General features: G+C 66.6%; 17 protein-coding genes. 11 read left to right on the top strand and 6 right to left on the bottom strand.

Going from position 1 to position 15,149, the window contains the following annotated elements:
- Positions 1–33 precede the first annotated feature (33 nt).
- Positions 34–1,809: an acetolactate synthase 3 catalytic subunit gene (locus tag FAZ98_RS04340; protein ID WP_158951866.1), complete on the bottom strand. Its 1,776-nt coding sequence runs from the start codon at positions 1,807–1,809 to the stop codon at positions 34–36.
- A 429-nt stretch (positions 1,810–2,238) separates the two neighbouring features.
- Here FAZ98_RS04340 and FAZ98_RS04335 point away from each other — a divergent pair, with 429 nt between their 5' ends.
- The 10 genes from FAZ98_RS04335 (at position 2,239) to FAZ98_RS04290 (ending at position 10,335) form a co-directional block, all read left to right on the top strand.
- Positions 2,239–2,802, top strand: coding sequence for an RNA polymerase sigma factor (locus tag FAZ98_RS04335; RefSeq protein ID WP_158949125.1), 564 nt, complete (start codon positions 2,239–2,241; stop codon positions 2,800–2,802).
- Positions 2,799–3,227 (top strand): DUF3619 family protein, encoded by a 429-nt coding sequence (locus FAZ98_RS04330; protein ID WP_158949123.1) that lies wholly within the window; start codon positions 2,799–2,801, stop codon positions 3,225–3,227. Before FAZ98_RS04335 ends, FAZ98_RS04330 begins: the two co-directional genes overlap by 4 nt.
- Before the next feature lie 42 nt (positions 3,228–3,269).
- The gene (locus FAZ98_RS04325; protein WP_158949121.1) at positions 3,270–4,085 is read left to right on the top strand and encodes a DUF3106 domain-containing protein; all 816 of its coding nucleotides are present in this window, start codon (positions 3,270–3,272) and stop codon (positions 4,083–4,085) included.
- Positions 4,086–4,324: 239 nt separating this feature from the next.
- The gene (locus tag FAZ98_RS04320; protein WP_233272692.1) at positions 4,325–4,816 is read left to right on the top strand and encodes an RDD family protein; all 492 of its coding nucleotides are present in this window, start codon (positions 4,325–4,327) and stop codon (positions 4,814–4,816) included.
- A gap of 157 nt (positions 4,817–4,973) precedes the next feature.
- Positions 4,974–5,936 carry a UDP-2,3-diacylglucosamine diphosphatase gene (locus FAZ98_RS04315; RefSeq protein ID WP_158949116.1) on the top strand — a complete coding sequence of 321 codons (963 nt, stop codon included), beginning with the start codon at positions 4,974–4,976 and terminating at the stop codon, positions 5,934–5,936.
- A 178-nt stretch (positions 5,937–6,114) separates the two neighbouring features.
- Positions 6,115–7,149: a glycosyltransferase family 4 protein gene (locus FAZ98_RS04310; RefSeq protein ID WP_158949114.1), complete on the top strand. Its 1,035-nt coding sequence runs from the start codon at positions 6,115–6,117 to the stop codon at positions 7,147–7,149.
- A 142-nt stretch (positions 7,150–7,291) separates the two neighbouring features.
- A complete protein-coding gene (locus tag FAZ98_RS35545; protein ID WP_233272658.1) occupies positions 7,292–7,903 on the top strand; it encodes a diacylglycerol kinase in 612 nt (203 codons plus the stop codon).
- Between the two features lie 239 nt (positions 7,904–8,142).
- Positions 8,143–8,895: a TetR/AcrR family transcriptional regulator gene (locus tag FAZ98_RS04300; RefSeq protein ID WP_158949112.1), complete on the top strand. Its 753-nt coding sequence runs from the start codon at positions 8,143–8,145 to the stop codon at positions 8,893–8,895.
- Positions 8,896–8,933: 38 nt separating this feature from the next.
- A complete protein-coding gene (locus FAZ98_RS04295) occupies positions 8,934–9,518 on the top strand; it encodes an LOG family protein (protein ID WP_158949110.1) in 585 nt (194 codons plus the stop codon).
- A 70-nt stretch (positions 9,519–9,588) separates the two neighbouring features.
- On the top strand, positions 9,589–10,335 hold the full coding sequence (locus FAZ98_RS04290; RefSeq protein WP_158949108.1) for an SDR family oxidoreductase: 747 nt from the start codon (positions 9,589–9,591) through the stop codon (positions 10,333–10,335).
- Positions 10,336–10,356: 21 nt separating this feature from the next.
- Here the strand turns inward: FAZ98_RS04290 and FAZ98_RS04285 are convergent, their stop codons facing one another.
- From FAZ98_RS04285 to FAZ98_RS04265, 5 genes are all read right to left on the bottom strand, one after another.
- Positions 10,357–11,013: a DUF924 family protein gene (locus FAZ98_RS04285; RefSeq protein ID WP_158949106.1), complete on the bottom strand. Its 657-nt coding sequence runs from the start codon at positions 11,011–11,013 to the stop codon at positions 10,357–10,359.
- On the bottom strand, positions 11,010–11,744 hold the full coding sequence (locus FAZ98_RS04280) for an alanyl-tRNA editing protein (protein ID WP_158949104.1): 735 nt from the start codon (positions 11,742–11,744) through the stop codon (positions 11,010–11,012). Before FAZ98_RS04280 ends, FAZ98_RS04285 begins: the two co-directional genes overlap by 4 nt.
- Positions 11,745–11,911: 167 nt before the next feature.
- Positions 11,912–12,322 (bottom strand): group II truncated hemoglobin, encoded by a 411-nt coding sequence (locus tag FAZ98_RS04275; RefSeq protein ID WP_158949102.1) that lies wholly within the window; start codon positions 12,320–12,322, stop codon positions 11,912–11,914.
- A gap of 112 nt (positions 12,323–12,434) precedes the next feature.
- Positions 12,435–12,746 (bottom strand): Zn-ribbon domain-containing OB-fold protein, encoded by a 312-nt coding sequence (locus tag FAZ98_RS04270; RefSeq protein WP_158949100.1) that lies wholly within the window; start codon positions 12,744–12,746, stop codon positions 12,435–12,437.
- On the bottom strand, positions 12,743–13,921 hold the full coding sequence (locus FAZ98_RS04265) for a thiolase family protein (protein WP_158949098.1): 1,179 nt from the start codon (positions 13,919–13,921) through the stop codon (positions 12,743–12,745). Before FAZ98_RS04265 ends, FAZ98_RS04270 begins: the two co-directional genes overlap by 4 nt.
- A 206-nt stretch (positions 13,922–14,127) precedes the next feature.
- Here FAZ98_RS04265 and FAZ98_RS04260 point away from each other — a divergent pair, with 206 nt between their 5' ends.
- Entirely contained in the window at positions 14,128–15,126 is a 999-nt protein-coding gene (locus FAZ98_RS04260) for a PDR/VanB family oxidoreductase (RefSeq protein ID WP_158949096.1), read from the top strand.
- Positions 15,127–15,149: the final 23 nt, after the last annotated feature.

Raw genomic sequence — 15,149 nt, 5'->3', positions numbered from 1 at the left:
CCGCGCGAGGTCGAGACGGCCGTGCAAATACCGTTACAGGTCTTCCGAGCCGAGCAGCATCTCGGTGATGCCCTTGCCGGCCTGAACCATCGGCCAGACGTTTTCGGAAGGGTCGGTCTGGAAATCGAGGAACACCGTGCGGTCCTTCAGGCGCAGCGCTTCCTTGAGCGCCGGCTCCACATCGGCGGTCTTTTCGATCCGCATGCCGACGTGGCCGAACGCTTCGGCGAGCTTCACGAAGTCGGGCAGCGCATCCATGTACGAATGCGAATAGCGCTTGCTGTATTCGATCTGCTGCCACTGGCGGACCATGCCGAGGTAGCGGTTGTTGAGCGAGATGATCTTCACGGGCGTGTCGTACTGCTTGCAGGTCGACAGTTCCTGAATGCACATCTGGATCGAGCCTTCGCCCGTGATGCAGAGCACGTCGTCGTCCGGGTGCGCCATCTTCACGCCCATCGCGGCCGGCAGGCCGAAGCCCATCGTGCCGAGACCGCCGGAATTGATCCAGCGGCGCGGCTGGTTGAAGCGATAGAACTGCGCGGCCCACATCTGGTGCTGGCCGACGTCCGAACACACGAAAGCGTTGCCGCCCGTGAGTTCCCACGCCTTTTCCACCACGTACTGCGGCTTGATGATCTCGCTCGAACGGTCGAACTTGAGGCAGTTCTTCTCGCGCCAGCCTTCGATCTCCTTCCACCAGTCGGCGAGCGCCGCGGTGTCCGGGCCATGATCGGCGTGCTGAAGTTGCTCGATGAGTTCCTTGAGCACTTCCTTCACGTCGCCGACGATGGGGATGTCGACCTTCACGCGCTTCGAGATCGACGAAGGGTCGATGTCGATGTGGATGATCTTGCGCGGGCGGGAAGCGAAGTGCGCCGGGTCGCCGATCACGCGGTCGTCGAAGCGCGCGCCGATCGCGATCAACACGTCGCAGTGCTGCATCGCCATGTTGGCTTCGTAGGTGCCGTGCATGCCGAGCATGCCGAGGAACTTGCGGTCGCTCGCGCGATAGCCGCCCAGACCCATCAGCGTGTTCGTGACCGGGTAGCCGAGCAGATCGGCGAACTGGTTCAGTTCGCGCGACGCATCCGCGAGGATGATGCCGCCGCCGGTGTAGATATACGGACGCTTGGCCGAGAGCAGCAGCGAGACCGCCTTGCGGATCTGCCCCGAATGGCCCTTGGTGACCGGGTTGTACGAACGCAGCGAAACGTTCTTGACCGGTTCGTACGCGCACGGCGTTTTCGACACGTCCTTGGGAATGTCGATCAGCACGGGGCCGGGACGGCCGGTGCGCGCAATATAGAAAGCTTTCTTGACGGTGGCCGCGAGGTCGCGCACGTCCTTCACGAGGAAGTTGTGCTTCACGCAGGGACGCGTGATGCCGACGGTATCGCACTCCTGGAACGCGTCCTGACCAATCGCGGCGGTAGGCACCTGGCCGCTGATGATCACCATCGGGATCGAGTCCATATAGGCCGTCGCGATGCCCGTCACCGCATTGGTGACGCCAGGTCCCGAGGTCACGAGGCACACACCAACATTACCGGTCGAACGCGCGTAGGCGTCGGCGGCATGCACGGCTGCCTGTTCGTGGCGCACGAGAACGTGCTGAATCTTGTCCTGCTTGTACAGCTCGTCGTAGATGTAGAGTACCGAGCCGCCGGGATAGCCCCAGATGAATTCGACCTGCTCGTCGGCGAGCGCCTTCATCAGCACGGTTCCGCCGATGGAGGTAGCAGCTTGAGGGTCAGATTCTTGCGAGGGGGGAACCGACGTGGAGAATTCCGCGCTGGGCATGTTCATCATTCACCTTTCGAATTTTCGGCAAAAAATTGATCGGGTGCTCTCTGCCGGGCTTGTGGCTCGGGTTCAAGCGGCGCGTCCAGTTGACAGATGAGCCTCATGGGCCACACCTGAATTGAGACAAGTCACTTATGTTGCGAACCGTCGAAGATAGCGATTCGCCGCGAATCGGTCAAGCGATTATTGAGCGCCCGGGCACGGCCATTGCATCCCATCGACCTTTCGCGGCGTCGAAACACGAAAAAAATCGGGCGATTCTGCACCTCCGGAAATCGCTGTGACGCCCGCCGTTGCGGCGATCGCGCGCGGTGCGTAAAAACGGGTTGTGGCCCCCGGCCACCCCGAAGACGCGAAAGTTTGCTAGGATCCGCGAGTTTTACGACATTTTTCGAACGATAACGCGTACGCTGGTGGCGGCGCCCTGCACGGATGGCTTCAGACAAGGAACTCGCCGATTTCCTGGCGGGCGTCGAAAGACGCGCGTTCAAGCAGACGGTCTACGCCGTGAGGGACGACGACGCCTCGCTCGACATCGTGCAGGACGCGATGATCAAGCTCGCCGAAAAATACGGCGACCGTCCCCCCGCCGAACTCCCCCTGCTCTTTCAGCGTATTTTGCAAAATACGATGCACGACTATTTTCGTCGGCAGAAAGTACGCAATACGTGGGTGAGTCTATTTTCATCGCTCGGCGGCGCCGACGACGAGGATTTCGATCCGCTCGAAACCTTCGAAGCCCAGGAAGGATCGGCCGGCGCGGAAAGCAGCGAACAGCAGATCGAGCGGGCGCAAGTCCTGCAACTCATCGACGACGAAATCCAGAAGTTGCCCGCACGTCAACGGGAGGCGTTTCTGATGCGTTACTGGGAAGACATGGATGTCGCCGAGACCGCCGCCGCCATGGGTTGCTCCGAAGGTAGCGTGAAAACGCACTGCTCGCGGGCCACCCACACGCTGGCGCAAGCGCTCAAGGCCAAAGGAATCACGCTATGAGCTCCGCACTCGAAAACAAAGAACTAGCGTTCGTGCGGGAAATGCGCCGCGCGCTCGACGAGAGCGCCGCCAGCCTTCCCGCTGCCACCACTGCCCGACTCGCTGCCGCACGTCAGTCCGCGCTCGCCCAGAAAAAGGCCGAGCCCGTGTTCGTGCGCGCGCCCGCGTTGGCACTGGCCGGCGCCGGTGGCATGGCCGGCGCGCCCAGCCCGCTGCCCGCGCGGCGCCGCTCCGCGCTCGGGCGCTTCGCCCTCGCGTGGCCGCTCGCGGCGCTCGTCGCCGGGCTGTTCGCCATTGCGTACTTCGAAGATCAGCAACGCACCGCTGAACTCGCCGACATCGACGCGGCCATGCTGAGCGACGACCTGCCGCTCACGGCCTACCTCGATCACGGGTTCAACGCGTATCTGACGCGCGCGCATTGAGCGGCAACAGGGCAGCCACTGAGAAAGCGGGGGACTGACGGGGTGAGTTACAAGCGCGGCCTGGCCGTAGTCATTGGATGTGTGGTCGCGGCGCTGGTCTCGTATGCGGCGACCTGGCCGCGCTTTCATCCCGAACCGGCCGGCGAACCCGCGCCAGGCGCGGGCGTGCAAGCCAAGGCACCGTCGCCCGACGCGCCTTCGTCGTCGCCGGTCACGCCGCCGCCCGGCTCGAACGATCCGCTTGCATGGGCCAGCCTCAACGAGGAACAGCACGCCGCGCTCGCGCCCTTCGCGACGCAGTGGGATCATTTCAGCGACGAACGCAAGCGAAAATGGCTGAAGATCGCCACGCGTTACCCGAAGATGTCGCCGGAAGTCCAAAAGCGCCTGCATGAGCGCATGACCGAATGGGTGCGCATGACGCCCCAGCAGCGCCGCGTCGCGCGCGAGAATTATCAGGTGTCGAAGGAACTGCCGGCCCAGGCGCGTCAGCGCGCCTGGGAGGCGTATCAGCAGCTTCCCGAGGACCAGAAGGCACGTCTCGCCGCGAGCGAGCGCAAGCGCCGCCCCACGGTGGTGAGCGCGCCGCCCAGCGGCAACAAGAGCGAGATCCGCGATATTCAGCGCCTCGTCAACGAGCGCGACCACAAGGGCCCGCATGCACCGGGCGCAAGCGCCCCGGCCTCGGGCGCCGTGCCCGCCAGCAACACGGGCTCGGTCATTCCCGCGCCGGGTTCGCCCGCGGCGGCCGCCGCCGCGGCGATCGCCTCCGGCGTGCCCGCGGCCGGCAGCTTCGTGCCCGCCACGCCCATTCCCGTTTCGCCCGCCGAAGCACCCGCGGCCTACAAGGGCTCGTAACGCAACGAGACTTCGCCGCGCGCGCAACCCGGCTTGCCACGGCGGGATCGGGCCGCGCGTAAACCCCGGCGAGCCGCGCCGGCGTTCGCGGTTATGCTTGGGCGTTCTGTTTTCACCCTGCGCCCAGCTTGCGCACCAACCGCATCGTGTCCGACCACGCCCCGCTCACGACCGCTCCGTCCCCCACGTACCCTGCCGAGGTTGCCGCGCCGCTTTCCGCGCCCGCGCAACCGGTATCGATCCGCCGCCGCCTGGCCGCGCTGCTCTACGAGAGCGTGTTGCTGTTCGGCGTGATCTTCGCCGCCGGTCTCGCCTTCAGCCTCGTGTTCCAGCAGCGCAACGGCTACACGCATCACAACCTCATGGCCGCGTGGATCGTGCTGGTCGCGGGCGCGTATTTCGTCGGCTTCTGGCACAAGGGCGGCCAGACCTTGCCGATGAAAACCTGGCGCCTGCGCGTGGTGAGCGCGCACGACGGCGCGCCGCCTTCCGTCGCGCGCGCCATCGCCCGGTATCTCGCGGCGTGGCTGTGGTTCCTGCCGCCGCTCGCGCTGCACACGCTGTTCGATCTGCCGATCCCGCGCACGCTCGTGCTCGAAGCGGTGTGGTTCGCGCTCTGGGCCGGCAGCGCCCGTTTCGCACCCGGCCGGCAATTTCCACACGATCGCCTCGCGGGCACCCGCATTGTCGCGGCGATACGACAGCGCGCTGCGGCCCCCGTTTCGCCCTGAAACACAGCGGGAAAAATCGGCGCCCGAGCCGCCGCGCAAGCCAGTCAAGGCTGCGGCAAAACCAGAAAGCCCCACGTAACAAGACCTTCTTGTGACTGTCACGGCACGGTCATGGCCGCACGTTGCAATGCGCGTATTGCAACCTGCCGCGTGTGCCATGGCCCAGAAGACGTCCGCGACCGCCCTGTTCCGGCAAACCACCGGACGAGGCACCGACCCCGCCGAATTTCATCCGATTCCGAACGGCGCGCCCTTCTCCCCGCCTTCGTCACTCGCCGCCGCGCTCGACGACGCCACCGCCACCGGCACTGGCTCCACCGACGACGATCATCCCGATCCCACCCGTTACCGCACCATCTGGCTCTCGGATATCCATCTGGGCACGGGCGGCTGCCAGGCGTCGTATCTGCTCGACTTCCTGCGCCACAACGAGTCGGAGTATCTGTATCTCGTGGGCGACATCATCGACGGCTGGCAGCTGCGCAAAGGCTGGTACTGGCCGCAGGCGCACAACGACGTCGTGCAGAAAGTGCTGCGCAAGGCGCGCAAGGGCACGCAGGTCATCTACATTCCCGGCAATCACGACGAGGCCGCGCGCCAGTTCTGCAACCTCGCGTTCGGCGACATCCACGTGCGCGAGGAAGCGTTCCACACCACGCTCACCGGCAAGCGCCTCTGGGTCGTGCACGGCGATCTGTTCGACGGCGTGATCCAGCACGCGAAGTGGCTCGCCTATCTCGGCGACTCGGCGTACACGCTGATCCTGCTGCTCAACCGCTGGTTCAACCGCATTCGCGCGAAGCTCGGCTTCCAGTACTGGTCGCTCTCGCAGTACCTCAAGCACCAGGTGAAGAACGCCGTGAACTTCATCTCGTCGTTCGAGCGCGTGATGACGGACGAAGCGCGCCGGCGCGGCTGTGACGGTGTCGTGTGCGGCCACATCCACAAGGCCGAGATCCGCGAGATCGACGGCGTGCTCTATTGCAACGACGGCGACTGGGTCGAAAGTCTCACCGCGCTCGTCGAGACCTTCGAAGGCGAACTGCGCATCGTCAACTGGACGGTGATGCGTTCGCCCGAGACGCAAGCTTCCACGCGCAAGGCGCGCGTGAACGCGTGACAGCCTGAATCACGAAACCGGCATCACGGGCACACGCTGAACACCAATCGGACCGCCTGTCTCAACACGCCGCGCGCGACGCCCCTGCGTTCGCGCGCTGCCATTCCTGGTACGCCCGCCGCGCCGTGGCGGGCATTCGCAACATCAGTCAAAACATCATCCTGAGGGCCGCCGACCGATGAAGATCATGATCGTCACCGATGCATGGGAGCCGCAAGTCAACGGCGTGGTGCGTACGCTGAAGAACACCACCCGCGAACTCATTGCGCTCGGCCATGAGGTCGAACTGCTCACGCCGCTCGAATTCCGCACGGTGCCGTGCCCGACGTATCCCGAGATTCGCCTCTCGCTGTTTCCCAAGCGGCATTTGCGCGAACGCATTGCGGCGTTCGGCCCGGACGCGATCCATATCGCGACGGAAGGCCCGCTCGGTCTCACCGCGCGCCGCTACGCGATCGATCACGACCTGCCCTTCACGACCGCCTATCACACGCGCTTTCCCGAGTACGTGCAGGCACGCTTCGGCATTCCGCTTTCGGCCACGTATCGCTTCCTGCGCTGGTTCCACAAGCCTTCGCTCGCGGTGATGGCGCCCACGCCCGTCGTCAAGACCGATCTGGAGAAGTTCGGCTTCACGAACGTCGTGCTGTGGACGCGCGGCGTCGATCTCGACATCTTCCGGCCGATGGAGTCGAAGGTGCTCAACACGGCGCGACCGATCTTTCTGTACGTGGGCCGCGTGGCCGTGGAAAAGAACGTCGAGGCGTTTCTCAAGCTCGACCTGCCCGGCTCGAAGTGGGTTTGCGGCGAAGGCCCGGCGCTCGCGGAACTGAAGTCGCGCTATCCGCAGGCGAACTATCTGGGCGTGCTCAGCCAGCCCGAACTCGCGAAGGTCTACGCGGCCGCCGACGTGTTCGTGTTCCCGAGCCGCACCGACACCTTCGGCCTCGTGCTGCTCGAGGCGCTCGCCACCGGCACGCCGGTCGCGGCCTATCCGGTCACCGGCCCGATCGACGTGCTCGGCACCAGCAGCCGCGCGGGCGCGATGAACGAGGACTTGCGCGAAGCCTGCCTCGAAGCGCTCAAGATCGACCGCGCCGACGCGCGCGCCTGGGCCGAGCGCTTCTCGTGGCGCGCGGCGTCCGAGCAGTTCGCCTCGCACCTCAAGCCGCGCACGCGCGAGGCGATGCAGGCGAAGAGCGCCGCGGCCTGACGCGCGGCACGCACCCGGGGCACGATCCATGGCACCCCCTTCCGCCCGCGAATCGACCGTCAAGCAGCCCAAGGAGGCGGACGACGCGCGCGGCGCAGCCGCGTCCGACGCATGCGATACTGAGACACTCCCCCGTACCGTCATGACGTCACGCTCTCCGTCACCGCTGCATTCCGCAACCTCGTCCGCGGGCGCGGCGCGCTCCGGCGCCGCGGCCCGCACGGGTACGCGCGGCCAGCCGCCCGAAGCGCCTCCCGCGCCCACGGCGTCGCAAAAGCGCAAACAGCAGCAAGCCAAGGAGCCGCCTCCCGAACCGCTCGGCCCCGACGATCCGCTCGCGCCGCTGCCCTTCAATCCGTACAAGGGCAATCGCGGCATCACGCGCGCGTGGCATGCGCTCAAGTATTCGATCAAAGGGTTTCGCGTGGCGATTCGCGAGGAAAGCGCGTTTCGCCAGGAACTCACGCTCGCGGCCATTCTCGTGCCGGCCGGCGTGTTCATTCCCGTCGATCCGGTCGAACGCGTGCTGCTGCTCGGCTCCGTGATGCTCGTGCTGATCGTGGAGCTGCTCAATTCGAGCATCGAGAACGCCGTCGATCGCATCGGTCTCGAGCGCAACGAACTCTCCGGCCGCGCGAAGGATCTGGGCAGCGCCGCCGTGACCGTCGCGCTGCTGCTGTGCGTGCTCACGTGGGGCCTCATTCTCGTGCCGCACTACGGGCCGCCGTTTCTGCACTGGTTGAGCGCGCTGTAGCGCACCGCGGCGGCGCACACGCCCTCGCCGCTTCCTCGGGCCGCTTTCGCCGCTTTCGCCGCTAGCCGCGCCGTCCAATCCCGCCGCGCGCGCCGCGGCGGTCCACGCTCGCCGTTTCGCGCCAGGTCGTCGGTTTATAATCGAACGACAGTCTTAAAAAACGACCAACCGCATCCGGGCCACCCACGCCGCCAACGCGAGCGTTTTGGCCCGGTACTGCTTTTTCAGGGCCGGACGACATGGAAGCCAAACCTCCCCGCCGTACACGCGAACGGATTCTCGAGCTGTCGCTGAAACTGTTCAACGAGATCGGCGAGCCGAACGTCACCACGACGACCATCGCCGAGGAAATGGAGATCAGTCCAGGCAACCTGTACTACCACTTCCGCAACAAAGACGACATCATCAACAGCATCTTCAGCCAGTTCGAGCAGGAGATCGAAAAGCGTCTGCGCTTCCCCGAAGACCATCGCGCCACCATCGACGAAATGTGGGCGTATCTGCAATACATGGTCGATTTCACGTGGCGCTACCGCTTTCTCTATCGCGACCTGAACGACCTGCTCGCGCGCAACCGCACGCTGGAGATGCACTTCAAGCAGATCATCAGCCACAAGGTGCACTTCGCGCAGCAGTTCTGCGAGCAGCTCGTGGAAGACGGCGAGATGGTGGCCACGCCCGCCGAGATCGCCGTGATCTCGACCAATATCGGCGTGATCGCCACGTACTGGCTTTCCTACCAGTTCGTGATGAACCCGCGCAAGTACAACGACCAGGAAGCGATTCGCGACGAGTTGCACCAGGTGAGCGTGCAGATCATCTCGTTGATGGCGCCGTATCTGCGCGGCCGCGCGCGCGAACTGTTCGACGACCTCATCTCGGGCAAGCTCGCCAAGCGCGAGTTCTACGACTACCTGCCGCCGCGCGAAGGCGCGAGCCCGACAACCGGCGCGAGTGCCGCCACCGGCGGCGCGAAAGACCCGCGCGGCTGAACGCTCCGCCTCGCTCAAGCCCAAAGGATAACCACCGCATGAAAGCAGTTTGCGTCTATTGCGGCTCCTCGTTCGGAGCCAACCCGCTGTACACCGAAGCCGCCCAGGCATTCGGCCGCGCGCTCGTCGCGCAGGATCTCGCGCTCGTTTATGGCGGCGGCAAGGTCGGCCTGATGGGCGTGATCGCCGACACCGTCATGCAACACGGCGGCCGCGCCATCGGCGTGATTCCCGAACTGCTCGTCGATAAAGAAGTCGGCCACGCGGGCCTCACCGAGCTGCACGTCGTGCCCGACATGCATCATCGCAAGAAGATGATGGCCGATCTCGCCGATGCCTTCGTGGCCATGCCGGGCGGCGCGGGCACGCTCGAAGAGCTGTTCGAGGTCTACACGTGGGCGCAACTCGGCTATCACCGCAAGCCCGTGGGCGTGCTCAACATTGGCGGCTTCTACGACCCGTTGATGACGATGCTCGATCACACCGTGCGCGAGGGCTTCATGCGCGAGACCTATCTGCAGATGCTGCAAGTCGACGGCAACGCCGAGTCACTGCTCGCGAAGCTCGCGGCGTATCGCGCGCCCGAGAAGGACAAGTGGGCCGATCTGCGCGAGAAGGTTTAAGCGCGCCGGTTTCGCACCCGGAGTTCGCACCGCCATCCCTGAACCGCTTCGCAACGAAGGGCACGACACGATGAGCAAGGTCGTTTTGATCACGGGCGCGAGCCGCGGCATCGGCCGCGCGACGGCGCGTCTCCTGGGCGCGCAAGGCTGGACCGTGGGCGTGAACTATCACCACAACCAGCCCGCCGCCGACGAAACCGCCGCCGAGGTGGGCCGCGCCGGCGGGAAGGCGCGCGTGCTGCGCGGCGACGTGGCGAGCGAAGCGGACGTGGTCGCCCTGTTCGACGCGCTCGAATCGGCGTACGGGCGCATCGACGCGCTCGTGAACAACGCGGGTATCGTCGCGCCGGGCAGCCCGGTCGCCGACATGAGCGCGGAACGCCTGAAGCGTGTGTTCGACGTGAACGTGTACGGCGCGTTTCTGTGCGCGCGCGAAGCCGCGCGGCGCATGTCGAAGGATCGCGGCGGCGAAGGCGGCTCGATCGTCAATGTGTCTTCGGCGGCGGCGCGGCTCGGTTCGCCCAACGAATATGTCGATTACGCGGCGTCCAAAGGCGCGATCGACACCATGACGCTCGGTCTCGCGAAGGAACTCGGGCCGCAAGGCATACGCGTGAACGCGGTGCGCCCCGGCCTCATCGACACGGAGATTCACGCGAGCGGCGGCCGCCCCGACCGCGCCGCCGTGCTCGGCGCGCAAACACCGCTCGGGCGGCCCGGCAGCGCCGAGGAAGTCGCGCAAACAATCGTCTGGCTGATCAGCGACGCCGCGTCGTACGTGACCGGCGCGGTGCTCGACGTGGCCGGCGGCCGCTAGCCGTTCACGCCGCGACGCCGGTCAAAACCGCGAACCGGGCTCGCGCAGAAACGCGAGTTCGTCCTCCGTGGATACGCGCCCGAGCACCTCGTTGCGATGCGGAAAACGCCCGAAGCGCTCGATCACCTGCGCGTGCCGCCGCGCGTAGTCGTGATACGCCTCGAAACTCGCACTGAAGCTCGCCTCGAAACCGGCCTCGCCCGCTTCCTGCGCCAGCGCGCCGAACAAACGCAGCGACTCGCGCTGCGCCGCCACCGACTCGGCGTGCTCGAACGGCATATACACGAACATGCGCTGATAGAGGTCGGGCAAGCGTAGATCCGCGCCGCTCGCGACCATGGCGCGGGCGATGGCGAGCGCTTTCGCGTCGGCGGCAAAGGCGTGCGGCGTGCCGCGCAGGCAGTTGCGCGAAAACTGGTCGAGCACGATCACGAGCGCGAGCGCGCCAGCGGGCGTCGCGCACCACGCGTCGAGCTCGCCCGCGCGCGCGGCGGCAAGCAGCGCGCCGAAGCGCTCGCGCAATTGCGCGTCGAACGCTTCGCGTTTGCGGAACCACTGCTTGCGCTCGCGGCCGCGTTCCGCCGAACCCGGCGCGCCGAACCAGAAGTCGAGCACCTCGCGGGCACGCGGATCGAGCGCCTCGACCGGCAAACCCGCCGTGACGTTGCCCGCGCTCAAACGAGTTCCAGCACGAGACGCCGCGTGCGCGCGCTCTTCTTTTCGAGCTTCGCCACGCGCAACGTGCCGATTTCCTCGGTGTTGCGCACGTGCGTGCCGCCGCACGGCTGCAAATCCACGTTCTCGATGCGCAGCAAGCGCACGCGGCCGAGGCCCATGGGCGGCTTCACGCTCATCGTGCGCACGAGTTCGGGACGCTGCGCCATTTCGTCGTCGGTGATCCACTCGGTGCCGACCGCATGCGCGCCCGCAACCAGTTCGGCGAGCCGCGCTTCCACGTGCTCGCGCTCGATCGGCTCGACCGTGGCGAAGTCGAGGCGCGCGTACTCGGTCGTGATGCTGCAGCCGTCGACGGGATACGGCAGCACCGCGCACATCAGATGGCTCGCGGTATGCAGGCGCATATGCCGATGGCGGCGCGCCCAGTCGATTTCCGCGCGCACCCGTTCGCCCGCCGCGAGACGCGCGAGCAGCGCTTCCTGGCCGGGTGCGGGCACGTGCAGCGCGTCGTCGGGCGTGGCGCCTTCGAACCTGGCCTTGCGCGTGTCGGCAATCACGAGGCGCGCGCCGTCTTCGAGCACGAGCGCGCCGCTGTCGCCGGCCTGACCGCCACCGAGCGGATAGAACACGGTCTGGTCGAGCCGCACGCCGTCCTCGCCCACCGCAAGCACGGTGGCGTCGCAGTGCGTGAGATAGGCGTCGTCGCGAAAGAGTGCGCGGGTGGTCGTCATCGTGGAGTCTCCTGTTATGTGTACCGGGGGTGCCGCCATGCGAATGGAGCGGCCATTATGGACACATCGCGCCATCGTCCGCCGGACGGCCGGCGGCTGCCAGTGCCTGACTGTACCGGCGTTTGCGCCAGCACAATTCGGCGCCGCGCCCGGCGCGTGATCCCGCTTCAACCGGGCCGATTGCGCATCCAGTCGGCGGTATCGAAGAACGAATGCAGCAGGCGTTCGCGCAGCGGCTCGGGCAAACCGATGTCCTGCATGGCCCACGCCATGCAGCGCAGCCACTGGTCGCGCTCCGAAGACGCGATCGCGAACGGCAGATGCCGCGCGCGCAAACGCGGATGCCCGAAGCGCTCGATGTAGTGATCCGGGCCGCCGAGCCAGCCGCACAGAAACCAGAAAGTCTTGTCGCGCGAGCCGTCGAGCGTGGGCGGATGCAGCGCGCGTATGCCCGCGAATTCGGGCTCGAGGTCCATCAGGTCATAGAAACGGTCGACGAGTTCGCGCACACGCGCCTCGCCGCCGATGAGTTCGAAGGCCGTGGGTTGTTGCGGCGCTTCGTCGGCTGGATCGGACATACGGTTCCATCACGGCTAAAAAGGGCAAAAACGGGCGGAGCGGGCGAACTTCAGCGCGCCGCCGCGAAGCCGCGATTTTCGCATAGCGGCGCGCGGCGAGTTGCCCTGCGCCTCAGCCACGGCGCGCGCGAATGCGCTGTTGATCGTCGATGGAAAGCGTCACGGCACTGCCGGCCGCCAACGCCTCGTCCAGCCGCGCGATCACGACAACGCCCGCCGCCGTGCGCACGCTCGCGAGATGCACGTCGCCGGTCTCCCGCGCGGCGCCCACGCGATGGCGCACCACGGTCGCCTCCTCCAGCGCGCCGGTTGACGCGTCCTCTTCCGTGAATTCCGCCTCCCCGCACGGACAACGGTAACGCGCCGGAAACAGCGCCTCGCCGCAGGCGCGGCAGCGAAAAATCGTCAACGCGGTTTCGCTCATGCCGCCTCCCGTTCGAGCACCACGGCGTTCGCGCACATGCCGTGTCGATACTGCACCATGCCGTAGCCGCTTACGAGCGCGAGCCGCGCGTCGCGCACCTGGCGCTCGCCGGCTTCGCCCTGTAACTGCACGATCGCCTCGACGAGCCCGTGCATGCCGCCCGCCGCCCCCGCCTGCCCCGCCGACAATTGCCCGCCCGAGGTGTTCACCGCCAGTTCGTGCGACGCGATGCGAGTGATCAGCGCGCGCAGGTCGCCCGCGGGCGCGAAGCCGAGATCGGCAAGCTGGATCAGCGTCATCACGGGATAGTCGTCGTAGACCGAGATCATGTCGATGTCCTCGGGCCGCGCGCGCGCCTGCGTCCACAGCGACGCCGCGAGATCGGCCAAGCCGGTTTGCAGCCCGTCGCCCGCCTGGTGATCGAAGTTGTAGCGGCATTGCAGCGCACGCACGCGCACTGCGTGACGCGCGGGCGCACGCTGCGCGACGAGATCGGCGCGCGCCACCACGATCGCGTTCGCGCCGCACACCACAGGCACGCAGTCGAAGCGCCCGAGCGGATCGGCCACGCGCGGCGCGGCGAGATAGTCGTCGAGCGTGAGCGGCGCGCGGTACACCGCGCCCGGATTCAACGCGGCCCACGCGCGCTGCGCCACGCACAAGGCGCCATAGTCGCGCGCCTCGAGACCGTGACGTTGCGCGTGACGCATCGTTAGCATGGCGAACAAACTGTTCGGGCCGCCATTCTCGAGCGGCCGCAAATAGGTGCGCGTCGTGAGGTTGTAATGCTCGACGAGTTGTTTGAAATCGGCGGCTTCGAAACGATCGCCCGCGAGCAGCACGATCACGTTCGCGTCGCCGTGTTGCACCGCGCGCACGGCGTGTTGCAGCAGGTTGATTCCGCTCGCGCCGCCGTGGCAATCGTCCATGCACCAGCGCGGGCTGAGGCCGAGCCGCCAGGCCATGTCGATCGCATGATCGGGCGCGAGCGTGAACGACGCGACGCCCAGGCCATCGACCTCCCGCGCCGCGAAACCCGAGCGCCGCAGCGCCAGCGCAAACGCCTGCGCGAGCAGATCGCCGGTCGTGTCATCGGGCGCCTGACGCCGATACGGCACTTCCACGCCGCATGCGATCGCCACCGCGGCCAGATCGTTCCCTATCTCGTCTTTCATCGTGATCGCCTTGACAGTCGAATATTTTCATTATCCAATAAAACGCATGAATTTTCATATATTCGAATCTAAAGGGTTAACACGGAGAACGTGACCGGGAACGCGGCGAAGACCGCGCCCTCGATTCGACGATGCCCAACGATGCCCGCCCGCCGCGAGGCAAGGAGACGCCCCATGACACCCGTCCTCACGCAAGGAGTTCCGGCATGAGCGCACCGCACGACCACGATGCCTTCGACGTCATCGTCGAAGCCGTCACGCCGCTCACCGCGCACGTCAGCGCATTCCGCCTGCGCCCCGCCGATGGCCGCGCGCTGCCCGGCTACGCGGCCGGCGCGCATGTTCGCGTGCGGGTGCGAACGCCGCAGGGCGAGGACTGGCGCGCGTACTCGCTGGTGAACCTCGCGCCGCACACCGCCACCCACACCGCGCCCGATCATTACCTGCTCGCCGTGCGTCGCGAAGACGAAGGCGCGGGCGGCTCGCTGCACATGCACACGCGCGTTCGCGCGGGCGACACGTTGCGCATCACCGCGCCCATTCACGCGTTCGCGCTCGAAGCGACGGATCACGCCGTGCTGATCGCGGGCGGCATCGGCATCACGCCGATCGCGTCGATGGCGAGCGCGCTCGTCGCGCAAGGGCGCGAGTTCGCGTTGCACTACACGGGCCGCGCGAAGTCGCAGCTGGCGTTCGTCGACGAATTGCGGGCGCTGTGCGGCGCGGCGTTGCATCTGTATGGCGACGACGAAGCCGCGCCGGGCGACCGCTTCGATCTCGCACGCCTCATCGACACGCTGCAACCCACGCAACCGATCTACGTGTGCGGCCCGCAAGGGCTCATCGACGCGACCCTCGCGCTCGCCACCGCGCGCGGCTGGCCGCGCGAACGCCTTCGCTCCGAACTGTTCGCGGCCGGCGCGCCCCAGGCAGGCGACGCCGCGTTCGAAGTCGAACTGCGCCAGTCGAACCTCACGTTGCGCGTTGAACCCACGCAATCGATCCTCGACGCGATGCTCGATGCCGGCCTCGATCCGCTCTACGACTGCAAACGCGGCGAATGCGGCGTGTGCCAGGTCGGCGTGCTCGAAGGCGAGGTCGAGCATCGCGACTACTGCCTGAGCGACGCGGAAAAGCGCGACGGCAAGGTCATGCATATCTGCGTGTCGCGCGCCCGCGCGGCGCGGCTCGTGATCGACGCATGAATCGACCGAGCAACCCAACGCAA

The organism is Paraburkholderia acidisoli, assembly GCF_009789675.1.
Taxonomy (GTDB): Bacteria; Pseudomonadota; Gammaproteobacteria; order Burkholderiales; family Burkholderiaceae; genus Paraburkholderia; species Paraburkholderia acidisoli.
The sequence above is the reverse complement of the archived record's forward strand: the minus strand, read 5'-3'. Positions and strand labels throughout refer to the sequence as shown.

Excerpts from the sequence above, each read along its gene's own strand:
- FAZ98_RS04280 (WP_158949104.1), bottom strand. The coding sequence starts at position 11,744 with ATGACGACCACCCGCGCACTCTTTCGCGACGACGCCTATCTCACGCAC.
- FAZ98_RS04340 (WP_158951866.1), bottom strand. The coding sequence starts at position 1,809 with ATGAACATGCCCAGCGCGGAATTCTCCACGTCGGTTCCCCCCTCGCAA.
- FAZ98_RS04295 (WP_158949110.1), top strand. The coding sequence starts at position 8,934 with ATGAAAGCAGTTTGCGTCTATTGCGGCTCCTCGTTCGGAGCCAACCCG.
- FAZ98_RS04270 (WP_158949100.1), bottom strand. The coding sequence starts at position 12,746 with ATGAGCGAAACCGCGTTGACGATTTTTCGCTGCCGCGCCTGCGGCGAG.
- FAZ98_RS04335 (WP_158949125.1), top strand. The coding sequence starts at position 2,239 with ATGGCTTCAGACAAGGAACTCGCCGATTTCCTGGCGGGCGTCGAAAGA.
- FAZ98_RS04300 (WP_158949112.1), top strand. The coding sequence starts at position 8,143 with ATGGAAGCCAAACCTCCCCGCCGTACACGCGAACGGATTCTCGAGCTG.
- FAZ98_RS04260 (WP_158949096.1), top strand. The coding sequence starts at position 14,128 with ATGAGCGCACCGCACGACCACGATGCCTTCGACGTCATCGTCGAAGCC.
- FAZ98_RS04330 (WP_158949123.1), top strand. The coding sequence starts at position 2,799 with ATGAGCTCCGCACTCGAAAACAAAGAACTAGCGTTCGTGCGGGAAATG.
- FAZ98_RS35545 (WP_233272658.1), top strand. The coding sequence starts at position 7,292 with ATGACGTCACGCTCTCCGTCACCGCTGCATTCCGCAACCTCGTCCGCG.
- FAZ98_RS04275 (WP_158949102.1), bottom strand. The coding sequence starts at position 12,322 with ATGTCCGATCCAGCCGACGAAGCGCCGCAACAACCCACGGCCTTCGAA.
- FAZ98_RS04315 (WP_158949116.1), top strand. The coding sequence starts at position 4,974 with ATGGCCCAGAAGACGTCCGCGACCGCCCTGTTCCGGCAAACCACCGGA.
- FAZ98_RS04265 (WP_158949098.1), bottom strand. The coding sequence starts at position 13,921 with ATGAAAGACGAGATAGGGAACGATCTGGCCGCGGTGGCGATCGCATGC.
- FAZ98_RS04310 (WP_158949114.1), top strand. The coding sequence starts at position 6,115 with ATGAAGATCATGATCGTCACCGATGCATGGGAGCCGCAAGTCAACGGC.
- FAZ98_RS04290 (WP_158949108.1), top strand. The coding sequence starts at position 9,589 with ATGAGCAAGGTCGTTTTGATCACGGGCGCGAGCCGCGGCATCGGCCGC.